Here is a 21,887-nt window from a genome sequence, read left to right as displayed (position 1 = left end):
ATTCCTCACAGGCCGGCGTGGGCAGCGATGGCGGCGGCGATGGCCAGGGCCAGCTCTTCAGGTTTGCGCTTGATCGAGTAATTGGTCAGTTCAGGGTGGGCTTCAACGAAGCTGGTGTTGAACTGCCCGGTACGAAACTCCGGATTGCGCAGGATTTCCTGGTAATAGGCAGCGGTGGTCTTCACACCCTGCAAGCGCATGTCATCCAGCGCCCGCAGGCCGCGGTCCATGGCCTCTTCCCAGGTCAGCGCCCAGACGATCAGCTTCAGGCACATCGAGTCGTAGTACGGCGGAATGGTGTAGCCGGTATAGATCGCCGTGTCGGTACGCACGCCAGGGCCACCGGGCGCGTAGTAACGGGTGATCTTGCCGAAGCTGGGCAGAAAGCCGTTTTTCGGGTCTTCGGCGTTGATCCGGAACTGCAGGGCAAAACCGCGGTGGATAATGTCTTCCTGCTTGATCGACAGCGGCAGGCCCGAAGCAATGCGGATCTGCTCACGAACAATATCGATGCCGGTGATTTCTTCGGTGATGGTGTGCTCCACCTGCACCCGGGTGTTCATCTCCATGAAGTACACCTCGCCCTCGGCGAGCAGGAACTCCACAGTACCGGCATTCTCGTAGCCCACCGCCTTGGCCGCACGCACCGACAGGTCACCGATATAGGCACGCTGCTCGGGGGTCAGTTGCGGGCTGGGGGCGATCTCGATCAGTTTCTGGTTGCGGCGCTGAATCGAACAATCACGCTCGAACAGGTGCACGACATTGCCAAAGCTGTCACCGAGAATCTGCGCCTCGATGTGCTTGGGGTTGACGATGCATTTTTCCAGGAACACTTCTGCCGAACCAAACGCCTTGGTGGCTTCGGAAATCACCCGAGGGAATGCCTGCTCCAGCTCTTCGCGGCTGTTGCAACGGCGGATGCCGCGCCCGCCGCCGCCGGAGGTGGCCTTGAGCATCACCGGATAGCCAATGCGGTCACCCTCGGTCAGCGCCTCGGCGATATCGGCCACGTTGCCTTCGGTGCCGGGAGTCACCGGCACGCCGGCCTTGATCATGCTGCGTCGCGCTTCGGTCTTGTCGCCCATGCGGCGGATGACTTCGGCCGCCGGGCCGATAAACTTTATCCCGCGTTCGGCGCAGATATCCGCCAGTTCGGCGTTTTCCGACAGAAAACCATAACCGGGGTGCAACGCATCGCAACCGGTCTCTACCGCCAGGTTGACCAGCTTGCGCGGGTTCAGATACCCGGCCAGCGGCTCTTCGCCAATGCTATAGGCTTCGTCGGCACGCTTTACATGCAGCGCATGACGGTCAGCATCCGAATAGATCGCAACCGAGCGAATGCCCATCTCGGCGCAGGCGCGCACGATGCGCACGGCAATCTCTCCGCGGTTGGCGATCAGGATTTTCTTGATCACTGGCTTTTCCTCGACCATTGATTCAGACCTTCCGGGTATCCCGGTCGGCACTGGACTGCCCGTGAACCCGGACAGTCGTCGCTTTATTTTTGTAACAGCTCATGTGACTCGTCGACGCCAAGACACCCTAAGCCGGATCAGCGATAAACAAAAATCAGTAAAAATTGGGTGAAGCATAAGCAAAAGCTTATAGTCAGTTTCTCAAGCCTGAACCGGATGCCAAGAAAATGCGTAAGTCATTGATGCGTATGACATTGCGTCAATTACGAATTTTCAACGAAGTGTGCGACCTGCGCTCCTACAGCCGGGCGGCAGAAGAAATGTCGCTCACTCAACCTGCTGTCAGCCTGCAGATTCGCCAGCTTGAAGAGCTGGTCGGCCAACCGCTGTTCGAGTACGTGGGCAAAAAGCTATACCTGACCGAAGCCGCCGACGCCCTGCGCCAGGCCAGTCGCGATATTTTTGGGCGTCTCGAAAGCCTGGACATGCAATTATCGGACATGCAGGGCTCGCTTCAGGGCCAGTTGAAGCTGGCCATCGAGTCCAGCTGCAAATACTTCGTGCCGCACCTGTTCGCCGCCTTCAAGCGCCAATACCCGGAAGTCAGCCTGGCACTGGCAGTGGTCAACCGCGCTCAGGTGATCCGGCGTTTGTCAGATAACCGCGATGACCTGGTGATCATGTCGATGGTGCCCCAGGACATGGACCTGGAGTTCCTGCCCTTTCTCAACAACCCGATTGTCGCGGTGGCGCCTGCCGGTCATCCGCTGTGCGAGCAGGCGCAGCTGAGCCTGAAAGATCTGGAGCCATGGCCGCTGCTGATTCGTGAAAGCGGCTCGGGCACGCGCAAAGCCTGCGAGGAATACTTCAAGGAAAAGCGTGTGCACTTCACCCAGACCCTGGAAGTGTCCTCCAGTGAAGCGCAGCGCGAGTGCGTGGTCGCAGGTCTCGGGCTGGCGATGCTGACTCGCCATGCGCTGAGCGCCGAACTGGCCAGCGGCACACTCAAGGAGCTGCCGGTGGCCGAGTTGCCGCTGTATCGCAGTTGGTGCGTGGTTCAGGCCCGGGACAAGCGGCTGTCGCCGGTGGCGCATGCCTTCCTGGGCTTTATCCGCACCGAGCGAGCGCAGATCAGCCGGCTGGCCGAGCGCTTCGACGATCAGAAGACGCGAGGCTGACTTGCCAAAGCTGGTCAGGAACGTCGTCGATATAGTCGCCAAGACTCTGGGTCAGGCGACGTTCTTCGGAGTAGGTTTCGATTGCACGGCGAAACGCCATGCGCCGCTGATCTTCTTGCTGACGGCGGGTTTTTACGGCGCTGTTCTGAATATCATCGTAATGCCGAGCCATTTTCTGTCTCCCAGTACGTTATGCGGGAGCTTCAGAGTGGCTTGCAGCGATGACGATACCTTGGCAAAGGCATGACAGGTTGATGAAATTTCTGGCCGCCGTTACAGACGCTCTGCCACCTTTAAACCAATAGCAAAATATACTTATCTCGCCATCAAACTATTACCCCCCTGAACAACCAGAAAAAACAACTAACAACCAAAAGCCCAACATATATATATACCGCAACCCCGCTGTTCAATTCCCGGATAGTGAATTTACAGGGCGAATAAAGCTTTATGACACCCTGCTGACAATCACAAATAAGGGAATATTAAAGATGAGCATTCAGACCAAAAACTGGAATATCGAATTCGACAAAACACCTGATGCTGAAGGCCTCAGGGTTTCAGGTATCGTTAGCGTTCCTTACGATGCCAGGCTGGAGGCCGCTCCAGATCAAGCATCCTCCGCGCTACGACTTAATATCATCCTGCCCGTTGAATACAACTCAACTGCTGCCCCCTTGGTCGACAAACCGGTGTCTTACTTTGAGCCAGGCCCCATGAAATACAACGACGTGCTCATCTTTCATGGAGAGGAACTAATCCTCAAGAGCACCGACCTTCTGATGCTGTGCTAGGCAATCCTCGGTCCAAACCAGCCTCGATCTTCGTGCCCTTCGGCGATGATCTCTTCGCTAAAAAATGTCCACCCAAGGAAGACTCAAATGACGATTCAAACCAAAAACTGGAATATCCGGTTCGACAAAGCAGCGGCCACCAACAAGCGTGAGGTCAAGGTGTCAGCGATGGTCACTGTGCCGAGCGCTGCCTATGAGCCGGTACTGATCCAGGCAGCAGATCGTTCACCCACCCACCTTCAACTGGACCTGCAGTTGACCGGCGAGCCCGTCTTTGGCGACACCACTGCGCTCGACAAACCCGTGAGTTTCTCGGTGTTCGACCTGATCAGCTACCAAAGCGTGTCTGTCTACCATAGAGGCGAGGTCATCCTGAGCATCAGCGGTATTCAGCCGGCAGCCTGATTTAACCCGCCAGCGTGATTTGCCAGCGATCCTTGTGTTCGCTGGCGCTCGCCATGCCCGGAACACACCAGCCCAGGAAAAACGCGGATCAGTCGTCGTGATTCTTGATCGACTTGGGCGACAGCCGCAGGCTGCGCAAGCTGCGCTTGACGCTCTTGAGGTGATTGACCAGGCTTGGGCCGCGGGCCATGGCCACGCCCATGGCCAACACATCAATGACCACCAGGTGCGCAATGCGCGAGGTCAGTGGCGTGTAAATCTCGGTGTCTTCATGCACATCGATCGCCAGATTGATGGTCGACAGCTCGGCCAGCGGGGTCTGGCTGGGGCACAGGGTGATCAGCGTGGCGCCACTTTCGCGAACCATGTTGGCGCTGATCAGCAGGTCCTTGGAGCGCCCCGACTGAGAAATGCACACCGCTACATCACCGGGTTTGAGCGTCACCGCCGACATGGCCTGCATGTGCGGGTCGGAGTAGGCCGCAGCATTGAGCAGCAAGCGGAAGAACTTGTGCTGGGCATCAGCCGCCACCGCGCCGGAAGCGCCGAAACCGTAGAATTCGACCCGATTGGCGCCAGCCATGGCGGTCACCGCCAACTGCACAGCCTGGGAATCAAGACTCTCACGCACTTCCATCAGGGTGTGCAGGGTCGTGTCGAAAATCTTCAGGCTGTAGTCGGCGACCGAGTCGTTTTCATTGATCGCGAACTGACCGAAACTGGCACCCGCCGCCAGGCTTTGCGCGAGCTTGAGCTTCAGGTCCTGAAAGCCGGTGCAGCCAATGGCGCGACAGAAGCGCACGATGGTCGGCTCACTGATACCCACGCTGTGCGCGAGATCGGCCATGGAGCTGTGCATCACGGCCGCAGGATCAAGCAGCACATGATCGGCGACTTTGAGTTCCGACTTGCGCAGCAGGTTGCGGGACTGGGTGATGTGTTGCAGCAGATTCACAGGAAAGACTCGATCAGAAGGTGCGGTGGCAGGTGTGTAGCTGGCTTGTAGTTATACTACATGAGCCGCCAGACGCCCAGCTAAAGGGCACATCCAAGCAAACATCAGAGCGTGCAAGGCGATAACTGCCCTGCCCCGAACGTCATTCAGACCGTACCCTGCAGCTTTTCTGCCAGCACCTGCGCTTCTACCGGCCTGCTGATCAGATAGCCCTGCACTTCGTTGCAGCCCTGCTGCTTGAGAAACTCAAGCTGGGTTTGCTCTTCGACCCCTTCGGCCACTACTTTCAGGCCCAGACTGTGGGCCATGGCGATGATCGCCTGAATGATCGCCGCATCACCGGAGCCTTCGTCCAGACCACGAATGAAGGTCTGGTCGATCTTCACGTAGTCCACCGGGAAGCGCTTGAGGTAGCTCAGCGACGAATAACCGGTGCCGAAATCATCGATCGCCAGCTTCACCCCCAGGCCGCGCAGCTGCTGGAAGGTGGCGATGATGTATTCCACGCTGTCGAGCAACTGGCTCTCGGTCAGTTCCAACTCCAGGCGGTGCGGGTCCAGCCCGGTTTCTTCGAGCACCTGACGCACCAGACTGACCAGCTTGCCCTGGCGCAACTGATACACCGACAGGTTGACCGACACCCGGATCGGCTCCAGCCCCATACGCTCCCACTCACAGGCTTGCCGGCAGGCCTGGCGCAGCACGAACTCGCCAATCGCACCGATCAGCCCGGTTTCTTCGGCAAGGCCGATGAATTCGCCGGGCGGCACCATGCCGCGCTCCGGATGCAGCCAGCGCACCAGCGCCTCAGCGGCATCCAGGCGTCCGCTGCTCAGGCACAATCTGGGCTGGTAAAAGACCCGCAACTGCTGCTCTTCGATGGCTTTGCGCAGCTGGATTTCCATTTGCAGGCGTTCCAGCGTGCTGGCCTGCAAACTCTCGGTGAAGAACTGGAAGTTATTGCCGCCCAGATGCTTGGCATGCTTCATGGCCATATTGGCCTGATTGACCAAAGCGCTGACATCACGCGCCGAATCCGACAGCAGGCTGATACCTACCGAGGCACTGATTACCAGCTCGTGGCCGGCCACCAGTACCGGCGCATGCAGTTTGTTGAGCATCCGGGTAGTGACCCGCGCCAGGCTGGAGAGGTTGGCATAAGTATCGAACAACACGGCAAACTCATCGCCAGACAGCCGCGCAATGGTGTCGGCTTCCGGCAAGGCGCTGCTCAGCCGCCGGGCGATGTGCTGCAGCAACTGGTCGGCCACTTCATGACCCAGGCTGTCGTTAAGCAGCTTGAAGCGGTCCAGATCGATGTGCAGCAAGGCCAGACTGCGCGAGCCCTGGCGTACTCGCTGGCAAGCCTGGTTGAGGCGTTCTTTAAATAGCGAGCGATTCGCCAGACCGGTCAGTTCGTCGAAGTGCGCCAGGTAGCGCAGACGCTCTTCGGATTCACGCTTGAATGACAGGTCGGTAAAGAAGCCGACAATGTGACTGGCCGTTCCCGCAGCATCACGCACCAGGCTCAACTGCAACCATTGCGGGTACAGTTCGCCGTTCTTGCGCGCTTCTACCAACTCGCCCTGCCAATGGCCGGTTTCTTCCAGCGCCTGATGAATGGCCGGGAAGTAGCGCCGGGCATCGCGGCTGCTGGCGATATCGGTGACCTTACGGCCGACCAGGTCTTCCTGGCTGTAACCCGAAACCCGACTGAATGCCTGGTTGATGGTCAGAATCCGGTACTCGGGGTCGAAGATGACAATGCCTTCGTTGGCCGAGGCAAATACCGTCGCCGCCAGGGGCGGCGGGCTCTTGCTCAACGCCTGGCGAGCCTGCTCCAGCTCCCGGGTGCGCTGTTCGACACGATTCTGCAGACCGGCCTGAGCCTTGCGCAAACTGCGCTCGGCCTGGCGGCGTTGTTCGATTTCTCTGGCCAGCTCTTCATTGAGCTGTTCGCTGCGGCTCTGAGCCTGCTGCAAATGCTCGATCAGCGCCTGATTCTGAAAGCGCTGGATCAGGCTGCGCCGGACCAGACGATTGATCTGCACCACCACCACGATCAGCGCCAGCAACACCACCAGCCCCAGCCAGCCCCAGCCACGATTGGGCACATCTGTGCCCCAGAACAGGTAGATGATCGGCGGCAGCAGGCAAGACAGGCTGAACGTGAAGAACGCCGAAAGGCTCACTGCATAAGCGACACTGGCCGACAGGGTCGCCACGCCGATCATGCCGAACACCCAGGCTTGCTGTTCGAAATTGTCCACCGGCACCAGCAGCATCGCCGCGCAAGCCAGGGTCAGGCCGCTGACCAGCGCGCCGAGCAAAAACCGGTGCCGCCAGGCTGGCAGCGCCTGACGCTCGGGCGCTGCGGCATGAAACGCGGTGACCTGCACGATGCGCAAGCCGACCAGAGCCACCAGCCAGACCAGCCAGATACCCACCTGCCAGTCGCGCTGCGGGCTCCATAACAGCCAGGCGCAGATCAGGCCATTGATGAACATACACAGCGTGGGCAGCAGCGAGCCTTGATAGAGCAGCCGGGTGCGCTCGACCTCAAGGTGCGGGGCAAACTGCTGGCGGATGTCCCGACGACGCGTGCCAAAGGGATCGTGCGGACTGAAGCGGAGAGTCATGGCGTCATTCTTGTTGATATTAGGGTGCCTTGAGCGTGTGCGGAGCATACACAAGCACTCGGCAAGTCCAAACAGCCTGAGTGTAGAAAAATTATCGCCTTATTTCTCTGACAACCTTGAGCCAGACAGGTTGCGGCCTTGATACCGGCGCTGCGCCAGCGCGCAATCGTTTGCTGACCCAGACTTTTTATATCCATGGGTGCACGCATGGTTTGCCCGGCATCAATGCAAACCCTAGAATGTCGCCCATGCATGATGACCTCTCCCTTTTGCTCAATTCCCTCAACGACGCCCAGCGCCAGGCAGTAGCCGCGCCCATGGGTCGTCAGTTGGTCCTGGCTGGCGCTGGCTCCGGCAAAACCCGCGTCCTGGTGCACCGTATCGCCTGGCTGATGCAGGTCGAGCAGGCCTCGACGCACTCGATCCTGTCGGTGACCTTCACCAACAAGGCCGCCGCAGAGATGCGTCACCGTATCGAGCAACTGATGGGCATCAGCCCGGCCGGTATGTGGGTCGGCACCTTCCACGGCCTGGCCCATCGCCTGCTGCGCGCGCACTGGCAGGAAGCCGGCCTGGTCCAGACCTTCCAGATTCTCGACAGCGACGACCAGCAGCGCTTGGTCAAGCGGGTAATCCGTGAGCTGGGGCTGGATGAGCAGAAATGGCCGGCCCGCCAGGCTCAATGGTTCATCAACGGCCAGAAGGACGAAGGCCTGCGCCCGCAACACATTCAGGCCAGTGGCGATCTGTTCCTGATGACCATGCGCAGCATCTATGAGGCCTACGAGGTCGCCTGCCAGCGCGCCGGGGTCATCGACTTCTCCGAACTGCTGCTGCGTGCCCTGGACCTGTGGCGTGACCATCCCGGCCTGCTGGAACACTATCAGCGCCGTTTCCGGCATGTGCTGGTCGACGAGTTCCAGGACACCAACGCCGTGCAGTACGCCTGGTTGCGCTTGCTGGCCAAGGGCGGCGACAGCCTGATGGTGGTCGGCGACGACGACCAGTCGATCTACGGCTGGCGCGGCGCACGCATCGAGAACATCCAGCAGTATTCTTCAGACTTCCCCGACGCAGAAGTCATCCGCCTGGAGCAGAACTACCGCTCCACCGCCAGCATTCTCAAGGCGGCCAACGGTCTGATCGTCAATAACAGTGGCCGCTTGGGCAAAGAGCTGTGGACCGACGGCGGCGATGGCGAACTGATCAGCCTGTATGCGGCCTTCAACGAACACGACGAAGCACGCTATGTGGTCGAGACCATCGAGAGCGCGCTCAAGAGCGGTCTGTCACGTAGCGATATCGCTATCCTGTATCGCTCCAACGCCCAGTCCCGGGTGCTTGAAGAAGCGCTGCTGCGCGAACGAATTCCGTACCGTATCTATGGCGGCCAGCGCTTCTTCGAACGCGCCGAAATCAAAAACGCCATGGCCTACCTGCGCTTGCTCGAAGGCCGTGGCAACGATGCTGCGCTGGAGCGGGTCATCAATGTGCCGGCCCGCGGCATCGGCGAGAAGACTGTCGAGGCCATCCGCGAACATGCCCGGCACAGCAGCGTCTCCATGTGGGAAGCCATGTGCCAGCTGGTGGCCAACAAGGGCCTGACCGGCCGCGCTGCCAGCGCCCTCAACGGTTTTGTCGAGCTGATCGACAACCTGGCCGCCAAGGTCATGGACATGCCGCTGCACCTGATGACCCAGACCGTCATCGAGCAATCGGGGCTGATCGACTACCATCTGCAGGAAAAGGGCGAAAAAGGCCAGGCCAGGGTAGAAAACCTTGAGGAACTGGTCAGCGCCGCCCGCGCTTTCGAAAACAGCGAAAACGAAGAAGACCTGTCGCCGCTGGCGGCCTTCCTCAGCCACGCCTCGCTGGAAGCCGGCGACGCCCAGGCCGATGAGCACGAAGACAGCATTCAGTTGATGACCCTGCACAGCGCCAAAGGCCTGGAATTCCCCCACGTGTTCCTGGTGGGCATGGAAGAAGGCCTGTTTCCGCACAAGATGAGCCTCGAAGAGCCGGGGCGCCTGGAAGAAGAGCGGCGCCTGGCCTATGTCGGTATCACCCGGGCCATGCAGCAACTGGTCATGACCTACGCCGAAACCCGCCGCCTGTATGGCAGTGAGACCTACAACAAGGTGTCGCGTTTCGTACGCGAGATCCCGACCGGGCTGATCCAGGAAGTGCGCCTGTCCAACAGCGTCAGCCGGCCGTTCGGCGGCACCCCAAAGGTCAACAACAGCAGCCTGTTCAGCGGTACCGGCATCCCGGAAACCCAGTTCAGCCTGGGCCAGCAGGTCAAACACGCGGTATTTGGTGAAGGCGTGATCCTCAACTTCGAAGGCGCTGGCGCCCAGGCCCGGGTGCAGGTCAACTTCGCCGAAGGCAGCAAGTGGCTGATGATGGGCTACGCCAAGCTCGAAGCGATTTGACACGCCCCCCGTAGGAGCAGCTTTAGCCGCGAAGCCTTCGCGGCTAAAGCCGCTCCTACGGTATGCGGTGTCTTCAGTGCCGCTTTCAGCTTCATGCAAAAGCTCGAAACATACCTTCACTAGCCAATGGCCTGCACCCTGTGCACCATTGCGCGCGTGCAATTCATAAAAACGGGAATCCCCTTATGCAACGCTTTTTCAGCATCGCCATGGCCTTGTGCCTCAGCCTGACGCTGAGCCTGGATGCCAACGCCGCACGTTTCGGCGGCGGCAAGAGCAGCGGCTCGGCACCGGTTCATCAATCGCGCCAGGCCACTCCAGCCACCCCGGCTGCTGCCCCTAACGCTGCTGCCCGTCCAACCCCTGCGGCCAGCGGCGCATCGCGCTGGCTCGGCCCGCTGGCAGGCATCGCCGCCGGTGGCATGCTGGCCGCCATGTTCATGGGTGACGGCTTCGACGGCATGCAGCTGTTCGACTTCCTGATCATCGGCCTGATCGCCTTCCTGATCTTCCGCTTCATCGCCCGTCGCCGCGCCCAGCAGCAACAAGCGAGCATGGCGGGTGCCGGTGCGCCCTACCAGCGTGAAACCGTTCAGCCGAACAACGCTCCGATCTTCGGTTCGTCGGCTGCGCCCGCTGCGGCCCCGGCGATCAATGCGCCTGCCTGGTTCAACGAAGAGCGCTTCCTGGAAGCCGCCCGTCAGCACTTCCAGGCCTTGCAGCAACACTGGGACGCCAACGAGATGGACAAGATTGCCGAGTTCGTCACCCCGAACATGCTGCAATTCCTGAAACGCGAACGTGCCGAACAGGGTGACGGCTTCCAGTCCACCTACATCGACGACCTGCAGGTTCAACTTGACGGTGTGGATGACCGTGCCGACCGCACCATCGCCACCCTGACCTTCCACGGCGTGTCCAAGAACTCGCGTTTCGACAAGGGCGAAGCCTTTAGCGAAAGCTGGAACATGGAACGCGCGCCAGGTGAAAACCAGCCATGGCTGGTTGCAGGTATTCGCCAGAACGGCTGAACTACCGGCGCCCTTGTGTGATCGAAACCCCGGACTCGTTCCGGGGTTTTTTGTTACCCGTTCGGATAGTTATTTTGAAAGCGGCTTTCGGCTACTGTATAACCCGCGCCATCTAGCTCAGAGGATCCATGCCGTGGAAGAAGTCATCGAACAATTGCGTGAACAGAACGAGCCGGTTCCGGTGCGGCTTGAACTGCCCGACGAAGACCTGCTGGTCGAAATCGAGGAAGAACTGCTGATCAACATGCCATTTGGCTTGCGGGAGTTTTTGCTGCAGGTCAGCGATGTGGTCTACGGCAGCCTTGAGCCGGTCACCGTGACCGACCCGCAATCGCACACCTACCTGCCCGACGTGGCAGCCAATGCCTGGGATGCCGGTGTCGAGCGCGATCTGGTGCCGCTGTGCCAGGATGGCGACGACTATTACTGCGTTGAAGAAGACGGCACCGTGGTGCTGTGGTCTGGCGAAGAAGAAATCGTCACCGAGGAGAGCTGGGAATCGGTCTGGCACTGGGCCCGCGACGTCTGGCTGGAAAGCTGAGTTTCCAGCCAGACCCGCGCGCAAGGTCAATGCCCTGGGGTGTCCTGGTTATTGCCCAGGGTTTCCAGCAGGGCAATCTGCATCCGTGAATGTACACGGATAAACCAGCGCCATAGCACTGCGGCGACCACCGCCGCAACCAGCAGGATGACCACCAGCAGCTCCAGGGTTGGCAGAATGCTGGCTGACAATGCGGCCAGCAGGACGAAGATGACCACCAGCGACAACAGCGGAATCACTTCAGCCACGATCTTGCGCACCCGCTCGGTGTGACGGCCGGCCTTGTCCGGCTTCACGCCCATTTCGGCCAGCAGCATCGACAGCGCCTTGAGCTTGCGGTAGGCGGCGATCAGGAACGGCAGCGACAACAGCAGCGCCGCGCCACAGATCCAGGCCTTCTGATGCCCGACATCGGCCACCCAATCGCTCATGTAAGCGCCGATGCGGCCGGCGAAATAACCGCCGCTGAAGAAGATCGCCACCACCAGCGCCAGGTTGACACCGACCTGCAGCAGAATCCTGCGGATCATCGACGCCAGCATTGCGCTCTGACCCTGCGGCTGGATGCTGCGCAGCCACTCGCCGTACATGGTGAAGACCCGCCCGACACGACGCGGCACCACACCGGCCAGCTTGATCGACAAAGGATCAGCCGCGCGGATCAGGTACGGCGTCAGCAAGGTGGTGATAACCGACACCGCCACGGCCACCGGATAGAGAAAGTCGCTGGTCACCTGCAAGGTCATGCCCAGCCCGGCGATGATGAACGAAAACTCGCCAATCTGTGAAAGCCCCATGCCGACGCGCAGCGACGTGCGGCCATCGTTACCGGCAATGAACGCCCCCAGACCGCAGGAGATCATCTTGCCCAGCACCACCGCCAGGGTGATCACCACAATCGGCCAGGCGTATTCGATGAGAATCGCCGGATCAATCATCAGGCCGATAGCAACGAAGAAAATGGCACTGAACATGTCACGAATCGGCTCGATCAAGCGCTCGATTTTCAACAGTTGGCGCGACTCGGCCATGATCGCGCCGATCAGGAACGCGCCCAGCACCATGCTGTATTCCAGCCGTACAACCAGCAGGCAGAAGCCGAAGCACAGGCCCAGTACGGTGATCAGTAGCATTTCGTCGCTTTCAAAGCGTGCTACATAGGCCAGCAGACGCGGCACCAGCAGGATGCCGACGACCAAGGCAACGATCATGAACAGCGACAGCTTGCCGACCGTGGAGAACACCTCGCCGGAACTGACCGCACCGCTGACCGCGATACCCGACAGCAGCGCGATGATGCCGATCCCCAGAATGTCTTCGACAATCAGCACGCCAAAGATCAACTGGGCAAAATGCTGGTTCTTCATCTTCAGGTCGTTGAGCGCCTTGACGATGATGGTCGTCGAGGAAATCGCCAGAATCGCCCCCAGGAACAGCGAATCCATGGTTCCCCAGCCGAAATACTGGCCAATCTCGTAACCGAGCCAGATCATCAGGAAGATTTCCAGGAACGCCGCGATGAACGCCGTCGCACCGACCTTGAACAGCTTGCGCAGGCTGAACTCAAGGCCCAGGCAGAACATCAGGAAGATCACCCCCAGTTCGGCAAGAATCTTGATCGTGTGTTCGTCATGGATCAGACCAACCGGCGGCGTATGCGGCCCGATCAGAAAGCCGGCGACAATGTAGCCCAGTACCACCGGCTGCTTGAGGCGGTGAAAGACAATCGTCACCACCCCGGCCACCAGCATGATCACTGCCAGATCCTGGATGAAGTCAACAGCATGCATGGCGGGTGTGGCTCCTTAAATAATGGCGCTGCCGCTTGCACGCATGGTCCATAGCGCAGGCAAGGTCAGGTGACCGGCAACGTCGTCAATTGGGTATAGGTGTGGGGAAAACCCTGTGCAAGGGTTTTTGCAGAGTAACACTGCACCCTTTGCCATAAAGCCGGTGCAATATATGGAAACAGATCGGTTACCGCGCGTGACGTAAAATACTCGCCAGGCGTCGCGTTATCTGCACGTATCAGCAAATGCCAGCATAGGCGTCTTCTCCCTACCTTGACCGTGAGAATCAGCAATGGAACCTGGAAACGCGCAACTGACGATGACCGTATTGATGACCCCGGACATGGCCAACTTCTCTGGCAATGTGCACGGCGGCACCCTGCTCAAGTACCTGGACGAAGTCGCCTATGCCTGCGCCGCACGCTACGCTGGCAGTTATGTGGTGACCCTGTCGGTGGACCAGGTGATCTTTCGCGAGCCGGTGCATGTCGGTGAGCTGGTGACCTTTCTGGCCTCGGTGAACTACACCGGTAATACCTCCATGGAAGTGGGGATCAAGGTGGTCACCGAAAATATCCGCGAGCGCTCGGTACGCCATAGCAACAGTTGCTTCTTTACCATGGTCGCCATTGATGACAATCGCAAACCGGTGCGCGTCCCGCCGCTGGAGCCGCAGACCCCGGATGCCCGCCGCCGCTTCATGCAGGCCCAGCATCGTCGTCAACTGCGTCAGGAACTGGAAAAGCGCTATCAGGAAATCAAAGAAGAGGCGCTGTAAAAATACAGATACGTTTCATCTGCGTTGCGTAACAGGACACAAATGCAGTCGTGCGAAATTTACTGCGCCCGCTCTGGCTGGAATTGATCGCACCCAGTTAATCTGTAGCAGCCTGTTTGGCTCATCGGCTGGAGTACACCGTCATGCTGACCCTGGGTAATATTTTTGTGCTGATGCTGCTCGCCACCGGGGCAGCCTGGCTTTGGCATGCCCACGGTCTGCGTGAAAAAGCGCTGGAGCGGGTCAAGCAACATTGCGCACGGCTCGATCTGGAACTGCTCGACGAGAACGTCGCCTTCAAGCGTCTGGCGTGGACCGCCGACGCCCATGGCCGCAAACGCCTGGCGCGTATCTACAGTTTTGAATTCACCGTCACTGGCGAACAACGTCATCCTGGCAGCATCACTCAATTCGGCGCGCACAGCGCGCAGATCGAGCTGGCCCCCTATCCTTTCGAGATCAAGCCGCCGCCACCGTCTGCCGAAGTGATCCGTCTCGACGAATGGCGCCAGTCGCATCAGAAATGGAAGCAATGATTTTTCAGGCTATTCGGCAAGCACTCAACCCGGCTTGAAGGGCCGCCACATCCTGAGCCTCATCAAAGATCAGCTCCAGCCGCGAGTCCTGGCGCCACTCGCTGGCTTGCCATTGCACATCCGCCCCTGCCAGCGCGTTGGCTGAACACCAACCCTGCTCGCTGTGCACCACCAGTTTGGCGCGTCGCCAGTTCAGGGCAGCCAGCCACTGCGCCAGTTGCCTGCAATCGAAACGCTGCGAAGGGTGCCAGCGCCAGCCTACGCTCCAGCCGTCGGCACTGCCCTGGCTGAGCACCCATGGCGTCGCAACATCTGCCCAGTGCGGTGCTGCTGCCTGAATGCTCGCTGGCAGTGCCTGCTCAGCCTGAGGGTTATCCACAGCTGTCAAACTGTCCACACCCGGCAACTGTGACAATGACAAGCGGCCCTGGCTGCACCAGACCCGTGGCAACGCCGGCAAACGCTCGGCCAGCCGCTGGCGGACAGCGTCGGATAAACCCTCAGCCTTGTTAAGCACCAGCAACCCGGCAGCCGCCAGCGCCTGCTGCTGGGTATCGGGCAATGGCTGGCTGGCCGCCAATGCCTGGGCATCGAGAACCATGACCGCTGGCATCACCCGCAGCACACCCTGCCAGGGTGGCTGCTGCAACTGGGCAATCAACTGCGCCGGGTGGCCAAGACCCGACGGTTCGATCAACAGCCGGTCGGGCCGGGCTTTGCGCAGCAGCCGACCCAGGCCAATCTGGAACGGCACGCCATTGACGCAGCACAGGCAGCCGCCAGCCACTTCGCCAAGTGCGATACCATCGGCGCCGGTGGTCAGCAGCGCGGCGTCCAGGCCGATCTGGCCGAACTCGTTGATCAGTACCGCCCAGCGCTGGTCAGCGGGTTTGTGCGCCAACAGGTGACGGATCAGGCTGGTCTTGCCGGCGCCCAACGGGCCACCGATGACATGAGTGGGAATGTTCTGCAGCATCAGTTCGCTTCAGGAGGACAGGGTTTGCAATCACGATGGGCAACCATGCTGGCGACAGCACTGCTGACACTCGCCTCAGGCCAGGTGCGGGCCGCAGCCTGTGTTGTCCACACCCAGGCGCAGCGCCTGGATGTGAAGGTGTGTCAGGAGAATGTCTCAGTGCCAGACAACCTGTTCCACGACAGTTTCTGCCAGCCGCAACTGGCCGGGCAAAAGGTCGAGGTACAGTTTGTCGAGCAATGCCCGGCAGGCGCTTTTGGCGTATGCCGTGACGCTCAGGTTGCCAATATGCCCTATCGCGAGCATATCCACTATTACGGCGTGGCCAGCGATGCTGCGTACCTCAAACCGTTTTGCGAGGGCCAGAGCCAAGGGCAGTGGCAGACCCCTTGAGGGTCAGGCCAGCCAGTCGAGGGTCAGAATCAGGCGTCGTTCGTTACGGCTCAACGGCGGCGAACGGTGGATCAGGCCATGGCCCTCGTTGCCGATCCAGCGCTCGCCCTTGAGCAGCGCCACTGCACCGCACTGAATTTGCTGAATCAGCGCCGGGTCTTTGGGTTCGGCCTGAGCCTGCCCAAGGCGCGAGCGATCCATGTCACGCTCTTTGAGCCACTGGCTGCCGATCCCGGCGTAGGTGGTGATCAGCCGCATCGGCACGTGATCGACATGAAAACGCGGGCACATGGCGGTGTCCATCGCCCGCAGACGCAGGCCGACCCGTTCGGCACCCAGCAGGCAGGCGTAGGCGCTGACCAGCCAGGACACGTCAGCGACGAACCCGGCGTGGCCCTGCACATCGGCATAAGCGGCAGCCAGACGCTGCAGATCAGGCTCCAGATCGCCTCCTTTGACCTCCAGTGCCAAAGACTCTGACAGCGGTTCGTTCAGGGTCAACAAGGCGCTGGCGAAATCCTGGATGTGCAGCGGCAAATGGCGTTGCCAGACCGCCAGATTGACGCCGTCCTGCAACACCTCCCCCAGAACATCGGGATTGTCGCCCTGTACCTGGCGGACCAGTGGGCGAAACGGTAAAACCTGCGCGAGCATCAGGCAGCGTCCTCTTCATGCCATTCCCCGAACGGGTCAGGCAGCAATTGCCAGGCTTCGACGCCCATGCCCATCTCGGCATCGGTCAACAGGCAGTCGTCCAGCTCGGCGTTGAGTTGGGTGAAGTCGATGTTCTGGCCGATGAACACCAGTTCCTGGCGGCAATCACCGGTGGCTGCATTCCACTCCTTCATGATCGCCTGGAGACTTTCCTGATCCTGCGGCCAGTGGGCGCGCGGTACGAAGCGCCACCAGCGACCGGCCGGACCATGACGCATCAGGCCACCGGCCTGCGACCAACTGCCGGCCTCCTGATGTTTGCTCGCAAGCCAGAAAAAGCCTTTGGAGCGCAGCAGCTTGCCATTGAGCCAAGGCCGGTTGAGGAAGTTGAAAAAGCGCTCCGGGTGAAACGGCCGCCGCGCCCGGTAGGCCGTCGAGGCGATGCCGTACTCTTCGGTTTCCGGTACATGCTCGCCACGCAGTTCCTTGAGCCAGCCCGGCGCTTGGGCCGCGCGCTCAAAATCGAAGCGGCCGGTATTGAGGATGGTGGTCAGCGGCACCTGGCCCATGACCATCGGCACAATCTGCGCCTGAGCATTCAAGCGGCCGAGAATGGCCATTAACTCTTCACGCTCGCTGGAGCTGATCAGGTCGATCTTGCTGAGCAGAATCACATCGGCGAACTCGATCTGCTCAATGAGCAGGTCGGTGATGGATCGATCATCCTCATCGCCCATGCTCTCACCGCGGCTGGCCAGGCTCTCGGCGGCCTGGTAGTCGAGCAGGAAATTCATGCCGTCCACCACCGTGACCATGGTGTCCAGGCGCGCAATGTCCGAGAGGCTGGTACCGGCCTCATCGCGAAAGGTAAAGGTTTCCGCCACCGGCAGCGGCTCGGAAATGCCGGTGGACTCAATCAGCAGGTAATCGAAGCGGCCGTCCTGTGCCAGACGGCTGACTTCTTCAAGCAAGTCTTCGCGCAGGGTGCAGCAGATGCAACCATTGCTCATCTCGACCAGTTTCTCATCGGCGCGGCTGAGGCTGACGTCACGCTGCACCTCGCTGCCATCGATGTTGATTTCACTCATGTCATTGACGATCACCGCCACGCGCAGGTTTTCACGGTTGCGCAACACGTGATTAAGCAAGGTACTTTTGCCGGCACCAAGAAAGCCGGACAGGACGGTAACGGGAAGACGGTTCGGCATCAGGACTCACCAACAGGTTTGGTTCAGGTAGGCTGGGTAAAGCTCTGCTGGCTTTGTGGCAGCGGATTCAACGACCAACAATGTTATAGTATAACAATACGATTTTGCCAACCTGTTCGACGAAGGGCGCTCGCATGCCTGTGAAAACCATCGCTGCCAGTGTGTTATTGGCGCTGAGCAGCACCTGTGTTCTGGCGGCAGGCGCCAGTACGCCAACCGGCGGGGCAACCTGCGTGCGCAGCCTGAACCTGCTGTCCTGCCGTGATCTGGAAGGAAACGGCTATAGCGTGGCGACTCAGGGCGATACCACTTACCTGCGCGGCTACGAGTCCGCCAGCGCCCGCCGCTGGGCGCAGACCAACAGCCGTTATCGGCAACTGACCTTTTTTACCGGGCTGGCATCGGATGGTGAAATCTGGGTGGGGACGATTCGCAAGGTGGGCTGGACCACCATCACCAGAGTGTCCAGCTCGAACGGCACCCGCAGCAGCATCAGCTGCGGGCGGGTGACGGGGTGTCACGAGCAGAAGCGGTAACAGCTGGCTTCGCAGCTAAAGCTGCTCCTACAAGTTAATGTCGATCAGCTAAGGTCGGCGCGATCTTTGTGAGAACAGCCAGCTCATTCCCACCCGATTTCAGGCCAGAATTGGGGTGGGAAGGCAGCATTACATCCACAGCAGATGTTCCACGTGGAACACTCATGGATCAACTACGTGGCGCGACGTTACCGCACTGGGCGCCCAACCATACGGCGCGGGTGTCCATACTGCCATTCTGTTGCTGGCCGGATGCGTTGAAGGTGCCTTTGACGCGGGTGGTGAACTCACGATCACTGAGAAACTGCGCCTGCCCTGTACCTTGGGCTCGTGGGCAACTGAACTGGAAATTCCAGGTTTTGCCGTTGCGGTCCGTCACGCGCTGATTACAACCGGACTTGGGGTCGGTCAGCGGAATATCATCGGCCTTGACCTGAGCGTCAGTCAGGCAGAAACGCACGCCCTGCCCGCCCAAGGTAATACCTTGCTTCTGCATGGCCTGCTCCATCATCGCGCGTTGTTCAGGCGGCAGGTTCTTGAGCTGGCCGAGCATGAACTGCATGTCCGGCAACGCCTGACCATCGACCTGCATATTGCTGGAGGTCAGTTCCCACAACCCCGGCTGGAGCATTTGAGCCTGGGCCACGGGCGCAGCCAGGCAAAACATCCAGGCCAACATGCGTTTGTTCATCTGCGGATTCCTCAGGTCATCATCGATATGCGTGATTTCTCGACGCTGAGGCTTAGACGGCATAAACGCCTCGCCGTTGCATGTTGAATTAAATAGCGACAATCGCACTTTGCTATGGTCTGTTTAGGCGTCTGTAAAGGAACCTCGCAATGGATTACCACAGCCCGTATTTCTTCGGTTATGTGCTTGGCTTCATTCACCTGCTGGGTAGCGTCGCGGCTATCCATGCGCTGTTGACCGTACGCACCGCGCAGGGGGCGATTGCCTGGGCGATGTCGCTGGTGTTCATTCCCTACCTGACCCTGATTCCTTATCTGGTGTTTGGCCGCAGCTCATTCGACGCCTATATTAAGGCCCGACGTCAGGCCAACAAGGAAATGAAGCACGCTATCAGCAGCCTTAACTGGCGGCCCTGGATCGATGAGGCGGTCGCTGCGCGGCGCTCCGACGCCTACGCAGCGCTGCGGGCCATGCCACGTCTGGGGCATATGCCGGCGCTGGCCAATAACGAAGTGAAGCTGTTGATCAACGGCCAGGCCAGCTTTGCCGCGATGTTCGGGGCCATCCGCCAGGCGCGGCAGACAGTGCTGGTGCAGTTTTTCATCATCCATGACGACGACCTGGGCCGCCGCCTGCAAGAACTACTGTTGCTCAAGGCATCCGAGGGAGTGGCCGTTTATGTGCTGTACGACCGGATTGGCAGCCACGCGCTGCCGGCCAGCTACGTGGAGAAGCTGCGCGCCGGCGGGGTGCGGATCAAAGCCTTCGCCACCCATGGCGGCTGGATGAACCGCTTCCAGATCAACTTTCGCAACCATCGCAAGATTGTGGTGGTCGATGGCCTCAAGGGTTACCTGGGCGGGCACAACGTCGGTGATGAGTACCTGGGCCTCAAGCCTGCCCTGTCACCGTGGCGCGACACCCATGTGCAGGTCGTCGGTCCGGTGGTCGCCTGTCTGCAAGAGACGTTTGCCGAGGACTGGTTCTGGGCTACCCGCCAGCTACCGCCGCTGAGCCTGCCCGACAGTTTCCCGGAAGACGGCGTACTCTGCCAGTTGCTCGCCAGCGGCCCGGCCGATGCCCAGGAAACCTGCTCGCTGTTCTTTGTCGAGGCCATTCATTCAGCGCAACAGCGACTATGGATCACCAGCCCGTACTTCATTCCCGATGAAGCCGTGTCTGCCGCCTTGCACCTGGCCGTGCTGCGTGGCGTGGATGTGCGTGTGCTGCTGCCGTCGCGGCCCGATCACTACGTGGTCTATGCGGCGTCGAGCCTGTATGCCTTCGCAGCCGTGCGCGCCGGGGTCAAAGTGTTCCGCTACCAGCCGGGTTTTCTGCATCAGAAGGTGGTGCTGATCGACGATGAAGTCACGGCCATCGGCAGCGCCAACCTGGATAACCGCTCGTTCCGGCTCAACTTCGAATTGATGCTGCTGACCGTCGACCGCGAGTTCGCCGCTCAGGTCGAAGCCATGCTCAGCGCTGACTTCGAACTGGCGCGGGAAATCACCGTACAGGACAGCCGGGAAACCCGCCGCCTGCACCAACTGGGGATGCGCGTGGCGCGGCTGATTTCCCCGATCCTTTAACAACGGTAAAGATCAGCGCGGGTCAGCGGCAGATGATGGCTGCCGTCGGCCAGCGGCCTGACCGCAAGAACCTGATGCAGGTTGATCCAGCCCCTGGCGAAGGCATAGGCGCAGCCGGCCAGGTACAGTCGCCAGATGCGCAAGCTGTGCTCGCCAATCAGCGCCTTCGCTTCGTCCAGATGAGCCTCAAGCCGTTCGCTCCACTGCTCCAGGGTCCTGGCGTAGTGCAGGCGCAGGCTTTCGACGTCAACGATCTCCAGACCCGCATCGCTGAGGTGCGCACTGATCATCGCCAGATGCGGCAACTCGCCGTTGGGAAATACATAGCGGTGTATGAACGTGCCGGCCCCGCGCTCCACCGGCCGACTATCAGAGTGCCGGGCGGTGATGCCATGGTTCATCACCAACCCGCCCTCCTTCACCGCGCCGAACAGGCAGCGGGTGTAGAGCGGCAGATTGGCATGCCCGACGTGCTCGAACATGCCAACGCTGACCACCTTGTCAAAACGTCCGTCCTGCGGCAGGTCACGATAGTCGAGCAGTTGCAGCTCGACCTGATCCTGCAAGCCCTGCGCCTCGACCCGCTCCCGGGCCAGCGCCAGTTGCTCGCGGCTCAGGGTAATGCCGAACACTTGAGCGCCGTACTCCCGGGCGGCAAAGCGCGCCAGCCCGCCCCAGCCACAGCCGACATCCAGCAGATAGTCGCCAGGCTGCAGGCGCAGCTTGCGACACAGATGATGGAATTTATCCTGCTGCGCCTGTTCAAGGCTTTCCTGACCGGTCTTGAAGTACGCGCAGGAGTAAACCATCTCGCGGTCCAGCCACAACTGGTAAAACGCATTGGACAGGTCGTAGTGGTAAGAAATCGAGGTGGCGTCCAGGCTCCGATCATGAGCCGTACGCTTGCCGTCGTCGTCCTGCGCGAAGTGACCAAAGGCCTGGGTCAGCTGATCACCGATTTGCACCGCCTCGCTGAGCGAGCCCTCCAGCTCCAGCCGGCCCTCAACGAATGCGCTGCCAAACAGATCCAGGCTGGGACGCGCCAGCTCCGCCATCAGGGTTGGGTCCTTGACCAGGATCGTGACGCGCGGCTCAGCGCCGAATTCGAACTGCTGGCCGTCCCAGAGTCTGATCCGCAACGGCAATTGCAGGCCTTGCAGGGCACTCGGTAGTTGGGTGTACATGACCGTCCACCTCCTCATCCAGAATTGATCGGAAAAAGGTAGCTCAACCATCCTTTGAGCCGCTGACCGTCGGCCTGACGGTCAATGGCATCGTCCATGCACGGCAGTCTGATCCGCCTGAATAACAGGACAGACTTCACGTTTTACTTCATCGGG

At 60.1% G+C, this 21,887-nt stretch carries 21 protein-coding genes; 11 read left to right on the top strand and 10 right to left on the bottom strand.

The window, feature by feature from the left end:
• Positions 1-5: 5 nt before the first annotated feature.
• Entirely contained in the window at positions 6-1,421 is a 1,416-nt protein-coding gene (locus PSCI_RS09260; RefSeq protein ID WP_045494075.1) for an acetyl-CoA carboxylase biotin carboxylase subunit, read from the bottom strand.
• Between the two features lie 227 nt (positions 1,422-1,648).
• Here PSCI_RS09260 and PSCI_RS09255 point away from each other — a divergent pair, with 227 nt between their 5' ends.
• Positions 1,649-2,599: a LysR family transcriptional regulator gene (locus PSCI_RS09255; protein ID WP_045485513.1), complete on the top strand. Its 951-nt coding sequence runs from the start codon at positions 1,649-1,651 to the stop codon at positions 2,597-2,599.
• Here the strand turns inward: PSCI_RS09255 and PSCI_RS29760 are convergent.
• Positions 2,553-2,771 (bottom strand): PA3496 family putative envelope integrity protein, encoded by a 219-nt coding sequence (locus tag PSCI_RS29760; RefSeq protein ID WP_084709911.1) that lies wholly within the window; start codon positions 2,769-2,771, stop codon positions 2,553-2,555. The genes PSCI_RS09255 and PSCI_RS29760 overlap by 47 nt on opposite strands.
• A 319-nt stretch (positions 2,772-3,090) precedes the next feature.
• On the opposite strand from PSCI_RS29760, the gene PSCI_RS09245 reads away from it, so the two are divergent.
• Together PSCI_RS09245 and PSCI_RS09240 are read left to right on the top strand one after the other, a co-directional pair.
• On the top strand, positions 3,091-3,393 hold the full coding sequence (locus PSCI_RS09245) for a hypothetical protein (protein WP_045485508.1): 303 nt from the start codon (positions 3,091-3,093) through the stop codon (positions 3,391-3,393).
• Between the two features lie 87 nt (positions 3,394-3,480).
• Positions 3,481-3,798, top strand: coding sequence for a hypothetical protein (locus tag PSCI_RS09240; RefSeq protein WP_045485506.1), 318 nt, complete (start codon positions 3,481-3,483; stop codon positions 3,796-3,798).
• A gap of 88 nt (positions 3,799-3,886) precedes the next feature.
• On the opposite strand, the gene hexR is transcribed toward PSCI_RS09240, so the two are convergent.
• Complete coding sequence (gene hexR / locus PSCI_RS09235; protein WP_045485504.1) at positions 3,887-4,753, bottom strand: transcriptional regulator HexR; 867 nt, start codon at positions 4,751-4,753, stop codon at positions 3,887-3,889.
• 146 nt (positions 4,754-4,899) lie between these two features.
• Complete coding sequence (locus PSCI_RS09230; RefSeq protein ID WP_045485503.1) at positions 4,900-7,392, bottom strand: putative bifunctional diguanylate cyclase/phosphodiesterase; 2,493 nt, start codon at positions 7,390-7,392, stop codon at positions 4,900-4,902.
• A 248-nt stretch (positions 7,393-7,640) separates the two neighbouring features.
• Here PSCI_RS09230 and uvrD point away from each other — a divergent pair, with 248 nt between their 5' ends.
• From uvrD to PSCI_RS09215, 3 genes are all read left to right on the top strand, one after another.
• Positions 7,641-9,824 carry a DNA helicase II gene (gene uvrD, locus PSCI_RS09225; protein WP_045485502.1) on the top strand — a complete coding sequence of 728 codons (2,184 nt, stop codon included), beginning with the start codon at positions 7,641-7,643 and terminating at the stop codon, positions 9,822-9,824.
• Positions 9,825-10,009: 185 nt separating this feature from the next.
• Positions 10,010-10,855, top strand: a complete 846-nt coding sequence (locus PSCI_RS09220; RefSeq protein WP_045485501.1) for a Tim44 domain-containing protein — start codon at positions 10,010-10,012, stop codon at positions 10,853-10,855.
• Between the two features lie 133 nt (positions 10,856-10,988).
• Positions 10,989-11,396 (top strand): SMI1/KNR4 family protein, encoded by a 408-nt coding sequence (locus PSCI_RS09215; protein WP_045485500.1) that lies wholly within the window; start codon positions 10,989-10,991, stop codon positions 11,394-11,396.
• 26 nt (positions 11,397-11,422) lie between these two features.
• On the opposite strand, the gene PSCI_RS09210 is transcribed toward PSCI_RS09215, so the two are convergent.
• Positions 11,423-13,186, bottom strand: a complete 1,764-nt coding sequence (locus PSCI_RS09210) for a cation:proton antiporter (RefSeq protein WP_045485499.1) — start codon at positions 13,184-13,186, stop codon at positions 11,423-11,425.
• A gap of 292 nt (positions 13,187-13,478) precedes the next feature.
• Here PSCI_RS09210 and PSCI_RS09205 point away from each other — a divergent pair, with 292 nt between their 5' ends.
• The gene (locus PSCI_RS09205) at positions 13,479-13,964 is read left to right on the top strand and encodes an acyl-CoA thioesterase (protein ID WP_045485497.1); all 486 of its coding nucleotides are present in this window, start codon (positions 13,479-13,481) and stop codon (positions 13,962-13,964) included.
• Between the two features lie 143 nt (positions 13,965-14,107).
• Positions 14,108-14,500 carry a DUF3301 domain-containing protein gene (locus tag PSCI_RS09200; protein ID WP_045485495.1) on the top strand — a complete coding sequence of 131 codons (393 nt, stop codon included), beginning with the start codon at positions 14,108-14,110 and terminating at the stop codon, positions 14,498-14,500.
• Between the two features lie 4 nt (positions 14,501-14,504).
• Here the strand turns inward: PSCI_RS09200 and PSCI_RS09195 are convergent, their stop codons facing one another.
• Positions 14,505-15,476: a CobW family GTP-binding protein gene (locus PSCI_RS09195; protein WP_045485493.1), complete on the bottom strand. Its 972-nt coding sequence runs from the start codon at positions 15,474-15,476 to the stop codon at positions 14,505-14,507.
• Positions 15,477-15,521: 45 nt separating this feature from the next.
• Between PSCI_RS09195 and PSCI_RS09190 the strand changes: the two genes are divergently transcribed.
• Positions 15,522-15,869, top strand: a complete 348-nt coding sequence (locus PSCI_RS09190) for a hypothetical protein (protein ID WP_045485491.1) — start codon at positions 15,522-15,524, stop codon at positions 15,867-15,869.
• Between the two features lie 3 nt (positions 15,870-15,872).
• Here PSCI_RS09190 and PSCI_RS09185 read toward each other — a convergent pair whose 3' ends face one another.
• Together PSCI_RS09185 and zigA are read right to left on the bottom strand one after the other, a co-directional pair.
• On the bottom strand, positions 15,873-16,523 hold the full coding sequence (locus tag PSCI_RS09185; RefSeq protein ID WP_045485489.1) for a DUF1826 domain-containing protein: 651 nt from the start codon (positions 16,521-16,523) through the stop codon (positions 15,873-15,875).
• Entirely contained in the window at positions 16,523-17,731 is a 1,209-nt protein-coding gene (zigA, locus tag PSCI_RS09180; protein WP_045485488.1) for a zinc metallochaperone GTPase ZigA, read from the bottom strand. The genes PSCI_RS09185 and zigA overlap by 1 nt, the downstream gene beginning before the upstream one ends.
• Before the next feature lie 134 nt (positions 17,732-17,865).
• On the opposite strand from zigA, the gene PSCI_RS09175 reads away from it, so the two are divergent.
• Entirely contained in the window at positions 17,866-18,267 is a 402-nt protein-coding gene (locus PSCI_RS09175) for a hypothetical protein (protein ID WP_045485487.1), read from the top strand.
• A gap of 169 nt (positions 18,268-18,436) precedes the next feature.
• On the opposite strand, the gene PSCI_RS09170 is transcribed toward PSCI_RS09175, so the two are convergent.
• Positions 18,437-18,958 carry a DUF3617 domain-containing protein gene (locus PSCI_RS09170; RefSeq protein ID WP_045485486.1) on the bottom strand — a complete coding sequence of 174 codons (522 nt, stop codon included), beginning with the start codon at positions 18,956-18,958 and terminating at the stop codon, positions 18,437-18,439.
• A 149-nt stretch (positions 18,959-19,107) separates the two neighbouring features.
• On the opposite strand from PSCI_RS09170, the gene cls reads away from it, so the two are divergent.
• The gene (gene cls / locus PSCI_RS09165) at positions 19,108-20,547 is read left to right on the top strand and encodes a cardiolipin synthase (RefSeq protein WP_045485485.1); all 1,440 of its coding nucleotides are present in this window, start codon (positions 19,108-19,110) and stop codon (positions 20,545-20,547) included.
• Here cls and cfaB read toward each other — a convergent pair.
• Complete coding sequence (gene cfaB / locus PSCI_RS09160; protein WP_045485479.1) at positions 20,544-21,731, bottom strand: C17 cyclopropane fatty acid synthase CfaB; 1,188 nt, start codon at positions 21,729-21,731, stop codon at positions 20,544-20,546. The two genes, cls and cfaB, sit on opposite strands and share 4 nt — an antisense overlap.
• Positions 21,732-21,887 lie beyond the last annotated feature (156 nt).

The organism is Pseudomonas sp. StFLB209, assembly GCF_000829415.1.
In the GTDB taxonomy this organism is placed as follows: Bacteria; Pseudomonadota; Gammaproteobacteria; order Pseudomonadales; family Pseudomonadaceae; genus Aquipseudomonas.
This window is presented reverse-complemented; position numbering and strand designations above follow the sequence as displayed.